The sequence below is a fragment of the Mucilaginibacter sp. PAMC 26640 genome (assembly GCA_001596135.1).
Lineage (GTDB): Bacteria > Bacteroidota > Bacteroidia > Sphingobacteriales > Sphingobacteriaceae > Mucilaginibacter.
The window spans coordinates 3,576,994-3,595,767 of the sequence record CP014773.1; the positions used below are offsets into that span (position 1 = coordinate 3,576,994).

The following is an 18,774-nucleotide window of genomic DNA, read 5'->3' on the forward strand; positions in this document are numbered from 1 at the left end:
AATTATATATTGATTAGGATCAGAGGTTAAGAGATCATCACTTTCCTATAATGCATATTTAATTAACAAAAACCATCCTTGTTCGCTAGGGAAGAATTTGAACCGTTCGATGTGACAATTTGAAACTTTATGGTTATTCGAAGTGTATATGGTTAGATTTTTCTGAGGAATCTGAAGACAATAGCATGGACATTCCGGTGCCATTGACCATCCGGAATAGCAAACAGTTGATTCCGTAACACTTTGATCATATTAATTTGTTGATTACTGATTACGATTTCCCTAATTGCCTACACAACCCAGTGCTCCAAAGCGCACGGAATAGCCTGGTCGTCAAGCCTCCCGGAATATCACATATAGCACAAATTCAGTCGCATGAATTCAGAAGACCTGTAGCATCAATTTTAGGCTTCATGGAATACTTCAGGATCTATAATTATTTAGCGAATAAAGAAAATTTGAAAATAATGGAAGTCGCCACTGGCGAATTGGATGAAAATAGGAACATTGTTCAGGTAGTTGGTAAATGATAAATAACAATCTGAATTTCATAAATCGACAGATAACACTTGAACAACTCACCGATCATCCAGGGTTTAAGACTACTAAAGTTTCAATTAAATTTTACAACACTTTATTAAAGCTTACCGCAAACTGAGATTGGTTTTATAATTAAAGAATTCATAATATTTCAATTACCTTAATGATTATACTTGTACTCTAAAATAGTTGCCTAAACTTGATGATACAAAAGTTAAATTAAGTCCGATAAACATACGGTATTGCTCAAAGCCTACATTTTAACTCACTAACCTTAAAATTTACAATTATTCATGAAAGCTGACGCATTAAGTCTTGCCGCTACTCTTAATAATTCAGAAGTTGATATTTATACCATTCCGCAATATCAGCGCCCTTATACATGGGATACACAAAACTTTGAAGTATTGTGGGAGGATTTAACAGATGCGTTTAAGGAATATTTAGATGCCCTAGATCGTAATGAGCAACCTGAATATTATTTTTTGGGTCCGGTTGTATTCGTCAAAAATGCCATTAAGCGCAGTTATGACATTATTGATGGGCAGCAACGAACGACGACTTTCCACGTTTTATTATGGTATCTCTATAGACGTCTCACTGATGAAATTGAGCAAAAGCGACTACATCAAATTTTGACCTTTTTAGGTAAAGATTCCAAATTAAAAGTGTCAGCAAAAGATGCATCAACCTTTCTTAAAATCAGCCAGAATAATGAAGAAATCGAAGGTATTACGAGAATGGCGGAATGCGCAAATTACTTTCGCCAAAAGGTAAAGGAATTGTCCGACGCTAACCTTTTTTCTGCATTTCTACGGGATTACACTCAATTCATAGTAATCGTTGCAGATGATTACGCCAAGGCCTGGGATTTATTTATAGGCCTTAACGGCAAAGGTGAACCTTTGAATCCTACTGATTTAGTAAAAGCATTTGTTTGCGGCAGGTCGGACGTGGGAGATATCGCAGGCTCGATATGGGAAGAAAAAATATTGCCTTTGAAAGATGATTCTACAGCATTCCTACTATTTCTAACACGCTATAAATCCCAAAAGTTCGTTTCTGAAAATTCATTATTCAAAGAAATTACAAAGCAATTCCCACAGACAATTAACACCTTGAACATTGCTGAATTCAGTGAAGTTTTTCATTTATTCTGGCATGTAGCGGTGGAGGCCATTACTAAGCATTTCCCGGGGGGCTTAAAAATCACAATTGAAGGTAAAAAATCATTAAGGGTGTTAAGGGACTTGGGAAGAAGGGATTTTACAACATTGATTTTCCAATATAGCGAGGCCTTTGGCAGAAAGAGCATTTTTGAAGAAGATTTTCTTAAAGCGCTGGCCTCCTACCAAATCAGGATGGCAATTTCAAGAAAAAGGTCGCGTGAGCGTAAATTTGTGGTATGGTTTAAAGATGTTGATTTCTTAGCTGACAAGAGCGATGAGACACTTAGCCAGGACGAGATATTACAAAATAATAAAACCAAAGCGCTCGAATTGATCATCCGGACACTAAAAGCTGATGCACCTGATGATGAGCAGTTCCGAATGCTTGTTGCCTGGGCAAGTTATCATGGAAACTATCCGGCGAGGATTATCCTTCGTCATCATGAAGAAGGCGAAAGAGGTATTAGGATCATCCATGATTACCAGTTGGAGCATTTAATCCCGCAAACCGGAACGGACTATTGGTACGCTGTTACAAACGTAGTTAACGACGCGGGCGAAATAGATAACAGTGCATATTTGCCTATTGTCAACAATATAGGTAACCTGTTTGTGATTGACCCGGAGACCAACAATCAGGTAAAAAATAAAGAATACGAAATCAAAAAAGGCTTTTACCAGGAATACTTAAAAGATTGGTCAATAGCAAGGGTAACGGCGGCAAAAGCAGCCTGGGGGCCATTAGATATCTTCGAGAGAGCCACTACGATATCGCAGTGGGCGATTGCTTATTGGAAATATAAATAACACAATTTACACTAATAGTTGGAGCAAGTCATTTTTCTTTAATTATTAGCCCTAAACAAATGAATTATAGCTATTAAATCAAAGAAATTACTGACATCTAACAATGTGCTTCCTCCGGTATGCGCAATATCATTACGAATCTTTACAAGGGTTCCTACTTTTATTAAATAAGTATCGTCTTTGCTAAACTTAAATGCCATGATAAAGGAGAGTTTCGTCAGTGTTGCATATTGTAATGAAGCATTGGTATCTAATTTTTCTAAATAATTTCCATTGACAGTATCAGCACGAAAGGTCATGTGGTAAGTACTACCAGTCTTTGCGTGAATAGTTGTACCGTTTGAATCGACAACGCTCTTAGAGTTACTGTCAAAAACAATCTCATCGTAGTTTTCGATGATCTGAAAATAATTGATGTATGCCGCTTCAAACATCCCCAGTCTGATTAGCTCAAATGACCGCTTTAGCCCAAATTCGGAAAACGTCAAAAAACCTGTATCTGAAAACGTCGTTTGTGCAATAGCATTTTGATGTGCTTTGAAGATACTTTTAAGATAAATTCTATCAAAACATGCCTTTACCTGTTCTTTAAAAGCTTCGTAATTTTTCAAGCTCAAATCATCAGGGATCAAATATTCTGGTGATTCTTTAATATAGTATCCGTCCGCCTTCAGCTCCAATAATTGCTTCATATTCCAGGCTTTATTAGATGCTGTAAAAATTATCACCTGTGTGCCTTCATTACGATCTTTGATCTCCCTTAAAATTTCCGTTCCGCTATAACGATCTATTGGTAATACAATGCCTGCAATGTCCTCTTTTAAGGGAAGCAATCTTAAGTCCAATAAAATAAGATCCCAATCTTTTCCGATTTCTTCACGAATACTTTTAAAAAATTCAGTTTCAGATAACCCATCTCCGGTGATTGACGTAACAGTTCCACCTTTAAATATTACAGATAGAGCGCTTGTCCATCCTTTAAAACCTTCATCATCGATGTAAAGTATCTTTTTGCGAATAGCATCTATAGTATTTGGCCCGACAGGTTGACCTGGACTCCCCACAACAGCAGAACCAGTAGCCGCTTGCCTAGCCAATGCCGAGGCTATGGCATTGTTTTTAGCACGAAGGTATTTAAAATACAGCGTTTTCGACTTTAAATAAGCAGGTGCGGTTGCGCTCAAACTTGCCAATTTTGCAACACGGTCTAATTGATAAACGCCCCATTCATTAGCAAGGGAATGAGGACCCATAGTTTCAGGCTTATTTATAATCAGGCTATTAAGAACGTTTAGATAATTTTCATTTCTTAATGGTTGTATGGCATCAAGATTTGCCCTTATTTCATTGATATCTTCAGGACAAAGCATGCAGCCTTCCGTAACTGCTATTAATGGATATTTTTCGTTGCGAGATAGTAAAAGAGTTTCCAAGGACTTGTCGGAGATAAAAATTATCGGAACCAAATAATCATCATTTATTTCATTTGAAAACCTGATATGTAAACCGAGTTTAAATCCAATTTGATTATTGGGAGTCACGCCCAATGACACAGGGATAAGAATTTTATCGATTTTATTTTTTTGGAATTTGGGTATAATAAAACCATCCGTCTCAGGCTCATCGACGAGTTCATGAAAATCAAGTGATTTCACCTTTAATTCATCAACTATTTTTTTGGTGAAAGTATTCGCCTGATCATTAACTATATATATTTCGCCCATGTCGAAGGATTGATTGTATGATTTTTTCTAAATAGTTTAATAATACTCCAGGTGCACTACTGTGAGCCGCCGCTTCAAACTTAGCCATAACAGCCATTTCAGACTTTGCAAGCGTGGCAAATTGAGCTGTAAGTTCTTTTATTTTGGGCAGTTTATCCTTAAAACTATATGAATTGATTAATGAGGAGATCTGAGCGGATATCAAAGATAAATCCTGAGCAATAAAACTTTTACCATAAGTCAAAATCTTAAATTCTGCATTCCCAGTTTCTTTAAAATGATAGAGAAAATCTTTCAGATTTGAATAAAATAAGCGTTTATTGATTCGACTTATATTCACAGCCTCGCTTTTGTTATAATCTAAATCTAATATGCTATTTGTAAAAATCACAACCGGTATAGTTTTCTCACCAGCTAAGGTCAAGATCGATTCATAGATATTAGTCTGCGCTGAAATAGCTTCGCCGGAGGCGTTAAAATCTGGAAAAGAATTATGGATTAAAATACACGTAGAATCTTTAAGATAAGTTATATCAGTCCCCACTATTATTTTAGAAACAATTTTAAAAAAAGACAGTAAATCAGTATCCGTTAGGAAATCGCAACCATATTCTTTTTGTTGTTCCCGCCGATTATCATCAATTAAGTAGATCATTAATAAAAATATAAGGAATGTGTAAAGCCAAGGATTTCGTCTGAAGCAATAGGTTCTCGCTCAATATATGGATCACTATCATTTAACATATTTAACTTATAATTTCCGTCTGCGAAAGATGCTGTAATTGACCAATTACAAAGCCCTTGAAAGGCTCTTTTTGCTTCGATAAAGTTACCACTTAATAAATCGTTGATTTTGGCTTCTTTAAAACAGCTCGAATTTACATGGGTTATCTCAACGACTTTAATTAAGCGGCCATTGATTTCCGTTCTTTTAAAACTTATAATAATTTCATTTGATAGGGACAGTCTCTCGATAATACCATCAAATAAATGCCTAATCCCCCCCATTATGATGTCAACATCAGTGTAGAATTCAGCAGTTTCAAGATATTTAAACGAGATGTTGAACTCTGATTTATAATCTTGAAATTTCTCCTTAATACTATTTTCGATCAGCTCTTTAAATTTCGGGGCCCGAATCTGGATACTGTCTTTGAAAGGCGTTATTAATTCATCGCGGAATATTTTGAAACGTATAGGGTGTACACCAGGGTTTTCGTTGATCCAATTTTTAAGCTTTGTTGACTTCCACCCTAAATTATAAGTACTTTTCTCTCCGTTTACCCATCGCCACCAGCTCGGACGCTCGGTAAATGCAAATTGTTTGATCCTTGCATACAGCGCGCGCGTAATGGCATATTTAGTAAACCCAGTACTGAATTCGGTATTCGCAGTATCCATGATCTTTTCGTAACTAAACTTCGCCCCTGGGGTATCAAAATCGTGTGTTAAATATTTTAGCCCTGCGCTATCCTGAAATAATCTTAAAAAATTGGCGACATCTTTTGGCTTGTGTGTATTAAAATACTCATCTCTGAATTCTATAGTTCGGCTATCAGGATTTGTCAGCCTAAGCCACCTTTTTTTAAGGTTCTTATAAACGTTGTCATCAGCACCCTTAACCATTTTTAAAAAATCAATTCGGCCTTTTAAAAGGTCAAACAGACTTTTGGGCTCTCCGAAAAAAAGTTCGGTATCAACATCTTTATTATAAAGCTGTTCCGCTTTCTGGTATCCATATTTTTCCCAGTAATGCAAATACATCCGCAACGAACGGATATAATCTCTGTTCACGTTGGTTCTTTCGTTTACTACCAAGCCCGTTACCACCTGCCTTGAGTGCTTTTTCTGCAGTCTCGTTTTATTGCCATTTAATGCAAAACCCTGGGATATAACAATACTTTCCAACATGTGCCGGAACTTCGATCCTTCCTGGTAAAGATTTCTGTTGGACGAGAAAGTAATATCATCCGCATATCGGGTATAATTTATTTTGAACTTGTCAGCTAACTCTGCTAATTGATGGTCCATAGCATAACAAACGATATTGGAAATGATAGGTGATGTTGGCGCACCCTGTGGCAGTACTTTTAAAGTTCCTATTGAGGTATCATTTTCTTTGTCTTGGCCAAGTTTAATAGGAATGCATGTTAAATACACCAAATGATTGATCAATTCCCTCTTTTCGCCACTCAAATTAAAGGGGCTTTCTTTAAAAGCGCTCTTTATTCTCTCTGCATCAATCGTTGTAAAAAAATCAATTAGATCGATGTTGAAGACATAATTGTAATTAACATGAACTGCTGCATTATCGCGGATTGATTGAGATTTACTAAATCCAAATGAATTTGGATGTGGAACAAAAACGGTATTTAAAACTAAATTAAACAGTCTTTGAATAAACTTTAAAATATCGTTAGGCGAATGTATAATCCTGTCTTTGCCCGAAGCTTTCCTAATTGTAAAATAAGTGTATCTCCGGGGGAATCTTAAACGGATAAACTGCGTTATCCAGGCTTTGAATATTTCTTTTTCCTCGTCCTTAACATTTAATATATCAAGGAGATCAACTAACAGTAGGTAAAAGTCCTTAGATGAATTTAATCCATGAAATCGCTCATTAATTCCTTCGACTTGTTCGGGCTTTAAATCGTTAAAAGGATTATTCAAGTTGATTAAGTATAAAAGAGCCTACTAAATTCTTTATGTATAAGTAATATGTATTCAATGATATAACTAATAGTATAGACAACCATTTTCCCCAGGATAAACCTGGTTGATATGCCGATCAATGGTTACTACACAGCAACCCAGCATACGGATTCAATTTTAGTAGGCTCTATTTTTATCAAATATAAGATTAACAAATTCTCGTTTAAAATTTAATATACATATTAATTTGAAGATATAAACTTAATATTCTTTACCCGCCACAAACTCTACTTGCCATTTTTCTCTATCTAAGCCTTTTAGATATAATTCATATCTCTTTTTATGTACGGCATAACACAATAAGTTTGTAGATCTCGACAAGCCTACATAAGCCATTTTTGCACATTGGCTGACTTTAGCAATCTTAGCATATACAGAATTCAAATCGGTCTGTCTTGCTTTAGAACCCTTGGCACCGTTCAGATTCGTTATTGTTTCCTTTAAAACTACAGCTTGTTCCCGTAACTTATTGAGGCTATCGTGAGTAGCATGCATTAAAAATGCGTCTGAAAGTATTTCCGATTCATAATGCCCATCATAATAACTTTCAATGTATAGTGTTGCGCAGTGAGTTTGCCCCTTTGCGGCGTGTATAGTTGAAACTTTAAATGGTTCAATGACGGGTTGATTGCCTACAACAACATTTTGGGTTATTGTTTTTTGACTGCAAAATTGTTTTCCGGTACAGGAAATCGGTTTGCTCCATATGTTCACAAAATGATCTGCGTAGGCAATTACCTCAGTGTGAACGCTTTCTATTTCGTCCATAAGGACTTTTATTGACCAGTTATAGATATGTAGTTTTAGTTCCGTTAAATTTTCAGTACCATTTTTCAGGTCATATTCGTTTATAAATTGGAGCATACTTCTTTTAGTGAAAAATCTGCCACCCGTATTATAAAGATTTTCTATCCTAAGTAATTTAACTAGGCCATTCAAGATGTTTTTCCGGAAAGACTCCAGCGTATTTTTATTTTTATCACAATGCTCTAAATAAGCATAGTAATTTTCATAGTCTGGCTTTTGGCTCTTAATAGTTTTATTATAGTTGCCGTAAAAATCGATCAGCCTTAATTTTTCAATATTCTGAGCATCTATTAAATTTTTCCAATCAGCGTTCCAGGCTATAACACAAATCGGATATTTCAGATAATCAGGAAGCAGATTTTGAATTTTATATTTTTCAACTATATCTACATAAAAAGGGATAAGCTCCCCTGTTGAATCATCATCAAATACTAATAAATGTGCTTTAAGCGGGCATTCTTTTAAACCTACTATTTTTTGGTCATCATCTTGCTCTATTGCAAACTGATTAACGATTTCGCCTATTAGCCTACTTAATCTTTGACTGCCTTGCAATGGCAATTTGGGGATTCTATTAACCCATATTGTTGACTCATTAACAGCATGATAAATAGCTTGATTTTTGTCGCCAATACGTTGGTAGATGCATCTATCGGCGGCATCGAAATGAAAAATTGTTTCTAATAATTCATATTGCCTATTATCCATATCCTGCATTTCATCAACAAATACAAATGCAAATCTCTCTTGGACATAAATTTTCGAGTTAGGGATTTTTGAAATAAAGTACTTTGCTAAACAATAAGCGTAATCAAATGAGATAATGCCACATTGTAAAACTTCGAGTATAATCTTTTTAAGTCCAATAAATTTAAGGTTATCGGGCGTTTTTAAAACCACTTCTAAAGTCTTAAATGATTTGATTGTATCATCGTTAAAATCATAATAAAGCGATTTTACTTCAGCGTCAATCAATCCATTCACAACCTCTTTTTTAAACTTCCCTTCTTTCGCGGCTTCCGCTGTAGCCCTTGTTATAAATCGTGAATAAAACCATTTTGTTGGCTCACCGTACTCTTCCAGCCAGGCGATCTGATGAAATTTTTTTAATAAGGTTTCTTCATATTTATCTTTATCAATCCACGAAAATCTTGATTTTAACAAATTGTGCCCACATGGCAAAGCCAGGAATGTATCTACAAAACTTTGAATAGTACCCACAAAATTTGGATAGGAAAATAGCTTCGGGCAATATTTATGTATTTTCTCTTTTATTTCGTCTACAGCTGAATTGGTATGAGATAAAACTAAAATCCCCCGACCATTTTTGAATGGTAGTTTCTGTTCAATTATTAAAAGCTTAGCAAGTAAAGCTGTTGTTTTCCCACTACCTGGAACCGCCTGCAAATCTAAAGTGGCTAAATTTTTGATGAATTCTTTTCGCTCATGGTCAAAACGACAACCTAACGGAAGTAATATGCTTTCTGCATATTGAATGTCAGCATCGGTAATTTCAAATTCCAGCTGCATATTTGATAGCATTTAAAATATAACTAATCGTATCACTATCATCTGTGGCATCAATAAAAACATTGTTGGATATATCCTTATCAATTGAAAGCGCAAGGTTATAAGCAATTTCTGTTTTATGTAATACTTTATTGATTAAACTTTTACCCAAATTATATTCAAAATCATCTTTCCACTCTTGTCCGGAATGGATTTTCGTTGTTTCTGCAATAAAGGATTTTGTTAACGAGGTTGATTTAAATAAGCTGTATTCTAAGGTCCATATTTTTGCAGGAAAGTATTTTACATTTGCAACAGAAAGTCTTTCTATATCCTTGATTTTATTAGCAGTATCCTTTTTAAATTGATCTTCCTCGACTTTATAATACTCATATTTCCCATCGGGCTTTTTATTCCTTGAATAAGCTCTTACATCAGGGTCAGTAACAATCGCTATCGGCATTTCCATCGCGGAACCAGTTTTGCGTAAAAAAATTTTGGAATATCTGTCTAGTGCAAGATTCCCGACATTCACTATGGAGATGCCAGCTTCAGTTAAATTTACTCCAATACTTTTAGCGATGCTTGGTATAAGTATTTCTTCCGCCCACCCCTCTACTAAAATTATGCCTTTAGCAAAAAAAAGATTAGCCTTTGTTGTATCCAAAAACTTTTCCAAAAATTTGTAGTCGTCTTTTTCAAGTCGGGTATAATCATCCCCCATAGGATAGGCTTTGCCTTGCTGACAAATTATCAAATTCTCAATCTTCAACTTAGAGGCTAAGTTTGGACTATGTGTAGTTAAGATCAGTTGAATTTTATCTTGACTTTGCAATGCCTCAATAACTTGCATTTGTGCCTGAGGGTGAAGGTGCGCTTCCAATTCTTCAATTAGCCCTAACCGAATACCCGACCATTCCTTTTTATTCAAATGCAATAGCTCGGCGGCCATAAAAAGCCTGTTAAGCGTACCAAGCCCTGGATGTTGTTCATTAATGAGCGAAAGCGATAACTTTTCAAGTATTGCTTTAATATCATTTGGGCTGGCATTAAAATGAGATTCATGTTTTTTTCCATGAAATTGTTTAACATGTATATCAATACTATCCTTAATTCGCTTACCATCTTGAGGCAGGTGCTTTTTCTCAGTTATGCCATCTTCCTCTTTAGTCACTATTTCAAAAGTGCCCTTAAAATAATCAGTTAGGTTCTTATTCAAGACCTGAAATAATTTTACAAGGTCATGGGATTTTTCTTTTCCTTTAAAGGTAGCATCACCTAAAAGGATTTGGGACAATCTTGAATTTCTTTTAGCGATAAGTTCGTTTTCGGCATCCCTGAGCGGTTTTAAATAAGTCGCTTTCAAATATTCTCGTGCCTCAGCAGTAAGAATATAACAGTCCTCATCTACTCCAGCCTTAACATCGGCCGGAAGTATTTTTTGTCCATCTTTCCGAACATCAAAAATCACCCTTAAATAGGTTACTATTTTACTATCTATAGTTTCATAGCCGAGCCATTCTGTAAAATTCTTTGCTTCCTCAGGCTCAAATCCGGTAAAAACCAATTCTATTCTAAACCTATTGGTATTGTCGAAAAAATCACTGTTTTCAACTTTTATATACTCATAGCTATGTGTCTTTAGAACGAGTTTAATGGCATCTATTATAGCAGTTTTTCCGGAATCGTTTTCACCAATGATAACATTCAATCCCGTCGAAAAGTCCAGGGATAAGTTTGGCTGTTTAGACGCATCCAATTCCACGGGTGTACCGAATTTTCTAAAATTCCAAAGCTTAAGGTTTGATAAGTGCATCTAATTAGGTTGTGAAATGCCTAAAGAATCTTTGTTCTCCAGTCATATAATATAATTGTTTATAAACTTAAATATTTTTCCCAATATCGAAGATACCAGGGTTCATATTTATAAAGCAATTACAATGCATACAATATGTCGAATTTCAAACGAGTCATCGCTTGTAATCGTCAGTTCAATTTTTGGTGAAATTGCTCTTTGTAAATTCACCTGCTTTAAAATATATTTACAAAATGATGCACCAATAATGATACCTGAACACACTTTGTTTTTTTTCGCGGATACGGTAGCCGCATTTGGGAAAGGATCAATTCACACAGAAACGGGAAAATCGGAGATCCGAAAGTTGCTGAATGATCCGGCATTAACACATTGGGCATCAAAAAATCTTAGGTAAAAGACCTGTCTGATTAAACACTACCTTTTCAGGCTGGGCTTTTATTTAAGGTATAATTACACTTACTGGATTTCAAATCACCTATCAATTCCCTAGTTAGTAAATCGAATAGATAAAAGCCATAAAAGTCCGATCAAAATATTTACTTTTAAATTCTAAACCTTCCAACTCTATTATGCCTGACACAACTGATGATGATCAAGCCGGACCTAAACATCGTTGGTTTATGGCAGAATTTCTACCGGAGGGCCTGCCGGAAAAGCTATATAAATTCTCTGCAATAAACGCTAATTTTTATAGCGGTTTAAAAGAAGGTTATTTATGGCACTCCCGGCCTTTAACATTCAATGATCCGTTTGATTGCTATAAACATCTGCTGAAATTTGAGCCATCTGAGGCAGACATTGTAGATTTTTGCACAAGGAACTATAAAACGGGTGACCCTCCGTTGAACCAACAGATTATCAACTTATTGAGAAATCCGCAGCATTTGGTTGACGCGCAATGGGAATCATTGGAAGATTCAATTAATGGTCAGGGTATTTGCTGCTTTGCTGAAAACTATAGCAATACATTGATGTGGTCGCATTATGCCAATAATCATTCCGGAATTTGCTTGGTCTTTTCACCGCATCTTGACCTAACACCCTTTATTGTAAAAGTTCGTTATACTTCCAATTTCACACCGCTAAACTATTATGAAAACAACCGGATTGGAGCATTAGTTATGCTATCGACAAAATCCGAAGATTGGGCCTATGAAAGCGAATACCGCAGTATCAGTGCCACCCCGGGTAAGAACCATTTTGATAAAAAAATGCTTACCGAAATAATTTTCGGTTGTAAGACAAGCCGAGATGATATTTTTGATGTTATTGACGCCATTGAAAAAAGCGGCTATAAAAATGTGGCTTTTACAAAAACCTATATGGAGACAGATAGTTTCCGCTTAGGTTTCAGACCATTAATGCCATTTCAATCCTGATCTTATTAAACCTATAAAAGGTCACTATGATATCAATGAACTACGAAAGAGAACTTAATCAACTCCGAAATAAACTGGTGAGGGATCAAATGAGTGTGATGGTCGGCGCTGGTTTTAGCATGAATGTTCATCCAAATTTTTTAAGCTGGGCGGGCTTGTTGTTTGACCTGGTAAAAGAATTATACATCGATGAAATAGAGCAGATCTGGCATTTAAAAAACCGCGAGGCACCCGTGTCAGAAATGCCCGATAAATTCGTCATGGATCAATGCCGTAAAATTACCGACCGCATCGGGCACCTCGAAATTGTAGAAGAATATACGCGTAGAAAAGGCTACCCTGAGGCAATGGTTTCTTATATAGAGCAACGTACACCCGCTATAGAGAAAAAAGGAAACAAATTCTTCCTGCATATCAAAAATAAGGAGATCGAACTTCCGTCTGAAAAATTAGCCCTGCATCAGAAATTGATCAAGCTACCATGGAATAATATCTATACGACAAATTATGATGAGTTACTGGATTGCTTTGTGGGTGAAGACCAAGTAGCGCAACTACGACAAGAAATTTTAGAACTGGAAAATGAAAATGTAGTTTATTACCAAGAAAAGGCGGGCCTCAGCGATCGGTTAGCAAACTTGCCTAATACTCCGGAAACTAATCAGCCAACTCCAGGACTGCAACCGGTTGGATTAAAAGCCACCGCGCTTGACGTAGATGAAGTTTCGAAAATCAATGAACAACGCAAAGAGATTGAAACGCTGATCAGTGAAGTGGAAACTAAAATAACGGATAATGAACAGGCACTGCGCGATAAGGAAACTTTGTTATTAAGACGATACGATGTTGTGCGTGGTGCCGCTGACCTTCGCCTTAAACGCACAAAAAACATCATTAAGCTTCACGGTTCCCTGCGGTCCGTTAGTGACCGTAAAACATTCAAATTTGGATTTGATGGGGATCCCCATAAGCAATACATTATCTCTCGCAGCCATTTTGAAAATTACCCACAGCAACACCAGGCATTTACCCAACTGATGCGAATTGCCTTGCTGCAGGAATCGTTCTGCCTTATTGGTTTTTCCGGCCAGGATCCGAACTTTAAAGCCTGGTTAAATTGGGTAAAGGATATCCTGCATAAACAGGCTGTAAAAAACGACCGCAATAATTATAAAGTTTATCTTATTGATGTAGGCGCTGATGAGATCACAGATGAACTCCGGTTGTTTTACGAAAATCACAGCATCGTACGCATTCCCTTACAGCATAAGGAGGTAAAAAAGTTCTTAAACCAACAACTGGAAGGAGCCAATAAGATCAACAATGAGTGGTCTGCCCTAATGGCATTTATCCTTTTCCTGGAAAACGCGGACCATAATAATTTTGATATTCCACAAATTCAGTTGCCATTAGAGGAAACCCGAAAAAAATATTGGGCGAATCTCGGCGTATTCGGATTAAGAGAGCAGCCTGATTTAAAAAAGGCCGGGGCAACATTGGAAAATTTGCAAAAGATTGATCAGCAAATATGGTTTCCAAATTTCGATCATGCCCATACCTATGTGCAGGATCGATTTATCCGCCATGCTAAACTTGATGAACATATGAGCCAATGGCAGGAAAATGATCCTGATCACCCGCTAAAACGCCTGCTCCTGAAAGCGATAACTGAATTATACATTCCAGTAAATGATGCCCTCTATCCCCAGGTACGTCAAATTATTGCCGATAGTCCTGTTGCAGGGCAATTAGAAAAGTTAAGCATGCGTAATTTGGCCTTAATGGGTCAACCGGGGGAAACACAAACCACCCACGACCGGCTATTGGCTGCTGCTTATAGTTTCAATTTCGTTGAATTACAAAAATTACTTAGCAATTGGGATGTTGTTGGCCGTGATCAAATTACCAAGCTGGATTTTCAGCTTTATTTAATGCAAGTGGTGCGATTGAAAAACTTTGGCAGATATTGGAGGAAGGTAGCGGAATAAATGAGGAAGAAGCCCTTTATGGTTACGAACTACTTCACTTCGTTAAACTTTCAAAAAACTGGAACCGGGATAAAAAGATAGCACGCATATTACGAAGCTATGAAAAAGCCGGATATCAGACCCTTGATGATAAATTTGATGCGCTAATAGGTGATCTGAATAAAAATGATGATAAACCGGAACCTTTGGGTAAAGGTAGATTTTCGACCGGGCGTTCAGGAAGGGGCGGGCGAAAAGTGATCGCTGAAAGCGCCCTGCAATATCTGACAGTACTTGGGGAGTCCGGCTTCCAGCTCTGCCTGCCCCGGGTTTATCGCGTTTCCGTGAAAAAATGGTGGGAAATTCAATTAGGCGGATTTGAACTGTACCCCGCCGCCTTTTTATTTTATAGTTTACAGTATAGTGAAACCGATTTTTTGCAACGGGTTGGCCAGGAATATGCTTACAGTGAAGCGATAAGGCCAAGCTTATCCTTAATCATTCAGCAACTGATAGCAGGCTATCATGATGCTCCTGTTTATTATCGAGACAGTACCTTAATATTCTTATCCAACGCCATCATCGCCATAGATCCTCAAATTTGGGAGCCAGGATTCGTGCAATTCTGGCATCATTATAAACAGGAAGGTTTGCTCTTTGATGCCGACCATCGCCGGGAAAACTTTTTAAAGTTTTTTGAAGCAGGGATAAAATATGTAGACCAAAATGAGACGATCCAAATGATCGTTAAAGATGCGATTACGCAAGTTATAGCAGGTAAAGGCGATCAGGCCATTACTTATCTCTATTTACTTAACCAAAATAAAAATTTTAAGAATTTTTCAGTAGAGTTTTCGGCTGATATTGATGAGCTGATCGTTGAAGTGATCAAAAGATTACGGGAAAACAAAGAGGACGCGATATATGCATTAGGGAATATTCATAAACGATTGAAAAGTGAACATCAGGTTTTACTGGCGCAAGCACTGGCGGACTTTGATTATAGTCAAATAAAAAATGGTAACTCCTGGTCGATATTTTTGTATTTCATCAGCGCCGACAGTAATCTTCAGGAAAGACTTAAACAGTCTATAATTAACAGTGGCCTTGCTTTTTATACGGGCATTGAAGGCCACACAGCAAGCTTTGGCGGTACAAATTATGTTATACCTATTCATCGTTTGACCGCTGGCGAAATCCGTAAAAATGGGCTTATTTGGAGTGAGGTAGAGATAATTGCGCTTTATAAACAATTAAAAGAAAAAGCAGCACCCCTCGAACGGTACATGGACAAGGATCAAATGATGTTTTCTTTTACAGAGGTTTTGGAAGAAATGCAATGGTTCCTTGACCGTTACAAAGAAGAATTAAAAAATCAGCCGGATTTTATTGAACAGTTTGCAACGATCACAAGGTATTATCAGGATAACCGTAATTATAAGGAACTGGAAAGTGGCTTGATCAGTAATGATCATAGTACTGTTGTCTGGTCATTAGCTGAACTCAGCACTGCGGTATATACTGGCATCGCCACTGTGAAACAACTTAGCCTGGTTGTTTATAAAGTTTTAATGCAAAGTGACCCTGCTCTTGAAGCAAGTATTGATTACCTGGCTGCTTGGATGGATAAACTAATGAAGCGTCCTGAATTAAGCGTTTTACACCCCTTGCTTTCTGACATCTTAAAACAATACCGTGAAAATCCGCTACTAAATTATGACGTGGCATTCATACAAGAAAAATTTATTCGCATAGCGAACAGGTTATCCCGAAACAAGCTGGCAGATGAACATACGAAATGGTGGCTCGATGAAGCAAATCAGTCCGAGTATAACAACATTAAACAATTCGTAAAAACCATTCAATTGAATGAAGAGTCGGAGGAATAACACAGCTGTAGGATTTTTTGTTTACTAGTATAAACAGTTAATAATGAGATCACTGCACTTTTAGACCAATAAAAAATAATGGATATCAACATGTTATCAAGTCGTGGTAGTCAGTTTTAATAGCATGTAAACAATTGATTTATAGTATATTGCAAGCCAAGGTTTAGGCACTTAGTTCTCTATTTTTATTTTAGTTATTTCTCCAGGTTATTATTTTTACAAATGAGTTTCTGGTGTCTATAACGGCCTCTAAGTAGCAGGAAAATTAGAGCTTTGCCGCTTCACCCATCTTAATTATTTGAGTCTAAACAATAAAATTCGCGCTATGTAGTAGTTTATTTCTAACAGCTAATGACATTTAACACTAGCTATCTGGATAACAAACTGTTCATGAACGTTCATATATCATTTCAATTGTACACTAAAGAATGATTTTTTTATATTTATGTAACAATAAACGATAACTGAAATTATCAACTTTCAGGAATAAAGTAAAGTAAAGCAAGCCATGTTTCGGTCTTACCGAAACAGCTTGCCGGGATACCCGGACCCGATATACCTCACTTCGTTCAGCACATCAAAACAAAGAGATTCGTCACGATGGACGATCAAAACACGGCATTGCAGTCAATACCTGTCTTCAGAATGATGCAATCTGACAAAAAATCTTTGGTGACAACCCAACAAGGCACCATAAAATAAACTTCCTGTATGCAAATTTTGCTCTTCTAATAAGAGTTTATGACAGATTTGAATACAGAAAGGCACCGACAATCACTATCATGCAAGTACGAAACAGAACTCAACTCTGATAAATCGCTTGTTTCTGCCTCTGAGATGCATTTAAAGGCACCGCTAAACAGCGGAACAGCTACACCGCGACGCAACAACACCGCCAAACAGCGGTGTAGCTATGTGAAATTAAAGCAGCAATACGTATGAGCAGGCCGCAATTGCCGAAGGAACAGAAGCGTTCCATCAAGATCACGTTCAGGCTGGCTGAAAAAGAAAAAATAAAGATCGAAGAAGCGGCCAAAGTTTGCGGCCTGCCAGTCGGTATTTTTATCAGGGAGAAATTGCTGAAAAGCAAATTTCCTGAACCCAAAGTTGCCAAAGTTGATCTGCAAACCTATCAGGAACTGAAAAAGATCGGTGTCAACGTTAACCAGTTGGCAAGGCATGCCAATGCCGGAAGGTTACCTACAGGTATCCTTGCGATCCTGATGAAACTGATACAGCAGGAAAATAAAATCATTAATCTTTTGCTTTATGATCGCGAGTCAGAAAATAGGTAAAAGCTTTATGGGTGCTTTAAACTACAACCTTAAAAAGCTTGACCATCCCGATCCAAAAAAGCGGGCGGACTTACTGGATAGTAATTTCAGTTCGATGGATGTCAAACTTATTAAACAGGAAATTGACCTTATTAAATCATTGAAACCGAATCTGGGCAGGTACGTGTACCATACCAGCCTGAACTTCTCAAAGGAAGATCAGTTGGACAATAATAAGCTTTTGACTATCGCCCATGATTATCTAAGGGAAAGCGGCTACACCAATAACCAGTATATGATATTCCGGCACCATGATGCAGACCATCCGCATATCCACCTGCTTGTAAACCGCATAACTTTTGATGGTGAGGTTGTTTCAGACAGCAATAATTATAAGAAAAGCGAGGCTATACTTAGAAAACTGGAACAGCTGTACAGCCTGACAGCAGTACAGCCAAGCAGCAAAGTAGCGCAAAAGGCAGTCACAAAGGATGAACTGGAAATGGTCTTGCGAACTGGTAAAGCATCTGAAAAGATGGTACTACAGGAATTAATGAAGGGACTACTTAAACAACGGAACCTTGATATTAAAATCCTTATCAGGCAGGGAGAGCAAGCAGGTATTAATTTCTTGTTCAATCAGGCATCTACCGGACGGGTAACAGGCATCACTTATTTCCACAATGGTTTTAAAATAAAAGGCCAGGCATTGGGCAATCAGTTCAAATGGGCAGAGATCATCAAGAAAATTGAATATAAACAAAATAGAGACCGCGAAACAATTAGCCAGGCAAACAGCCGGACAACAGCAAAGTACGGGCAGCAAACAGCAACAGGAGAATATACCGCCGCAAGCTGGCAGCCCGGAACAGGAAGTAACGTGGTTCCTTCGGATCTTACAACAGGTTCACCAGAACTCGGAGGAGACGAAAGAGCAATTGGCGGTGGCTTGGTTACAGATGAAGAACTTGGAAACCCAGCTGGCAGAACTGAAGAAAGAACATGGAAAGCAGGTCAGGATGCTGATCTTTCTGATCATCGCCCCATTGATCGGGAGTATGGTGGCTTTGGTCATAATTTCGGCAATGAAATAAGCGACGATGTAGATGATGAAGCAATACATGGCAGAAACAGGCACCGGGAAAGAAAAGCACGTACTAACAGAAGATAAGAGATTT

The 18,774-nt window shown here is 37.3% G+C and carries 13 protein-coding genes; 8 read left to right on the forward strand and 5 right to left on the reverse strand.

Features of this window, described 5'->3' with window-relative positions; translation table 11 throughout:
• The first annotated feature begins 260 nt into the window (after positions 1–260).
• Both A0256_15430 and A0256_15435 read left to right on the forward strand, forming a co-directional pair.
• Positions 261–530, forward strand: a complete 270-nt coding sequence (locus A0256_15430; GenBank protein ID AMR32714.1) for a hypothetical protein — start codon at positions 261–263, stop codon at positions 528–530.
• 303 nt (positions 531–833) lie between these two features.
• Positions 834–2,516, forward strand: a complete 1,683-nt coding sequence (locus A0256_15435; protein ID AMR32715.1) for a hypothetical protein — start codon at positions 834–836, stop codon at positions 2,514–2,516.
• Positions 2,517–2,554: 38 nt separating this feature from the next.
• On the opposite strand, the gene A0256_15440 is transcribed toward A0256_15435, so the two are convergent.
• The 5 genes from A0256_15440 to A0256_15460 all read right to left on the reverse strand — a co-directional run bounded on the left by A0256_15440 (position 2,555) and on the right by A0256_15460 (position 11,084).
• Positions 2,555–4,240, reverse strand: a complete 1,686-nt coding sequence (locus tag A0256_15440; protein AMR32716.1) for a hypothetical protein — start codon at positions 4,238–4,240, stop codon at positions 2,555–2,557.
• Positions 4,218–4,895 carry a hypothetical protein gene (locus A0256_15445; GenBank protein AMR32717.1) on the reverse strand — a complete coding sequence of 226 codons (678 nt, stop codon included), beginning with the start codon at positions 4,893–4,895 and terminating at the stop codon, positions 4,218–4,220. The genes A0256_15440 and A0256_15445 overlap by 23 nt, the downstream gene beginning before the upstream one ends.
• On the reverse strand, positions 4,895–6,910 hold the full coding sequence (locus A0256_15450) for a hypothetical protein (protein AMR32718.1): 2,016 nt from the start codon (positions 6,908–6,910) through the stop codon (positions 4,895–4,897). Before A0256_15450 ends, A0256_15445 begins: the two co-directional genes overlap by 1 nt.
• Before the next feature lie 243 nt (positions 6,911–7,153).
• Entirely contained in the window at positions 7,154–9,289 is a 2,136-nt protein-coding gene (locus A0256_15455; GenBank protein AMR32719.1) for a hypothetical protein, read from the reverse strand.
• Positions 9,273–11,084 (reverse strand): ATP-dependent endonuclease, encoded by a 1,812-nt coding sequence (locus A0256_15460; protein AMR32720.1) that lies wholly within the window; start codon positions 11,082–11,084, stop codon positions 9,273–9,275. The genes A0256_15455 and A0256_15460 overlap by 17 nt, the downstream gene beginning before the upstream one ends.
• Before the next feature lie 572 nt (positions 11,085–11,656).
• Here A0256_15460 and A0256_15465 point away from each other — a divergent pair.
• The 6 genes from A0256_15465 to A0256_15490 all read left to right on the forward strand — a co-directional run bounded on the left by A0256_15465 (position 11,657) and on the right by A0256_15490 (position 18,767).
• The gene (locus tag A0256_15465) at positions 11,657–12,466 is read left to right on the forward strand and encodes a hypothetical protein (protein ID AMR32721.1); all 810 of its coding nucleotides are present in this window, start codon (positions 11,657–11,659) and stop codon (positions 12,464–12,466) included.
• Between the two features lie 35 nt (positions 12,467–12,501).
• The gene (locus A0256_15470; protein ID AMR32722.1) at positions 12,502–14,454 is read left to right on the forward strand and encodes a hypothetical protein; all 1,953 of its coding nucleotides are present in this window, start codon (positions 12,502–12,504) and stop codon (positions 14,452–14,454) included.
• A complete protein-coding gene (locus A0256_15475) occupies positions 14,433–16,322 on the forward strand; it encodes a hypothetical protein (GenBank protein AMR32723.1) in 1,890 nt (629 codons plus the stop codon). Before A0256_15470 ends, A0256_15475 begins: the two co-directional genes overlap by 22 nt.
• Before the next feature lie 741 nt (positions 16,323–17,063).
• Complete coding sequence (locus A0256_15480; GenBank protein ID AMR32724.1) at positions 17,064–17,264, forward strand: hypothetical protein; 201 nt, start codon at positions 17,064–17,066, stop codon at positions 17,262–17,264.
• Positions 17,261–17,617 (forward strand): hypothetical protein, encoded by a 357-nt coding sequence (locus A0256_15485; GenBank protein ID AMR32725.1) that lies wholly within the window; start codon positions 17,261–17,263, stop codon positions 17,615–17,617. Before A0256_15480 ends, A0256_15485 begins: the two co-directional genes overlap by 4 nt.
• On the forward strand, positions 17,592–18,767 hold the full coding sequence (locus tag A0256_15490; protein ID AMR32726.1) for a hypothetical protein: 1,176 nt from the start codon (positions 17,592–17,594) through the stop codon (positions 18,765–18,767). The genes A0256_15485 and A0256_15490 overlap by 26 nt, the downstream gene beginning before the upstream one ends.
• Positions 18,768–18,774 lie beyond the last annotated feature (7 nt).

Excerpts from the sequence above, each read along its gene's own strand:
- A0256_15470 (AMR32722.1), top strand. The coding sequence starts at position 12,502 with ATGAACTACGAAAGAGAACTTAATCAACTCCGAAATAAACTGGTGAGG.
- A0256_15445 (AMR32717.1), bottom strand. The coding sequence starts at position 4,895 with ATGATCTACTTAATTGATGATAATCGGCGGGAACAACAAAAAGAATAT.
- A0256_15480 (AMR32724.1), top strand. The coding sequence starts at position 17,064 with ATGACAGATTTGAATACAGAAAGGCACCGACAATCACTATCATGCAAG.
- A0256_15460 (AMR32720.1), bottom strand. The coding sequence starts at position 11,084 with ATGCACTTATCAAACCTTAAGCTTTGGAATTTTAGAAAATTCGGTACA.
- A0256_15465 (AMR32721.1), top strand. The coding sequence starts at position 11,657 with ATGCCTGACACAACTGATGATGATCAAGCCGGACCTAAACATCGTTGG.
- A0256_15485 (AMR32725.1), top strand. The coding sequence starts at position 17,261 with ATGAGCAGGCCGCAATTGCCGAAGGAACAGAAGCGTTCCATCAAGATC.
- A0256_15490 (AMR32726.1), top strand. The coding sequence starts at position 17,592 with ATGATCGCGAGTCAGAAAATAGGTAAAAGCTTTATGGGTGCTTTAAAC.
- A0256_15435 (AMR32715.1), top strand. The coding sequence starts at position 834 with ATGAAAGCTGACGCATTAAGTCTTGCCGCTACTCTTAATAATTCAGAA.
- A0256_15455 (AMR32719.1), bottom strand. The coding sequence starts at position 9,289 with ATGCAGCTGGAATTTGAAATTACCGATGCTGACATTCAATATGCAGAA.
- A0256_15440 (AMR32716.1), bottom strand. The coding sequence starts at position 4,240 with ATGGGCGAAATATATATAGTTAATGATCAGGCGAATACTTTCACCAAA.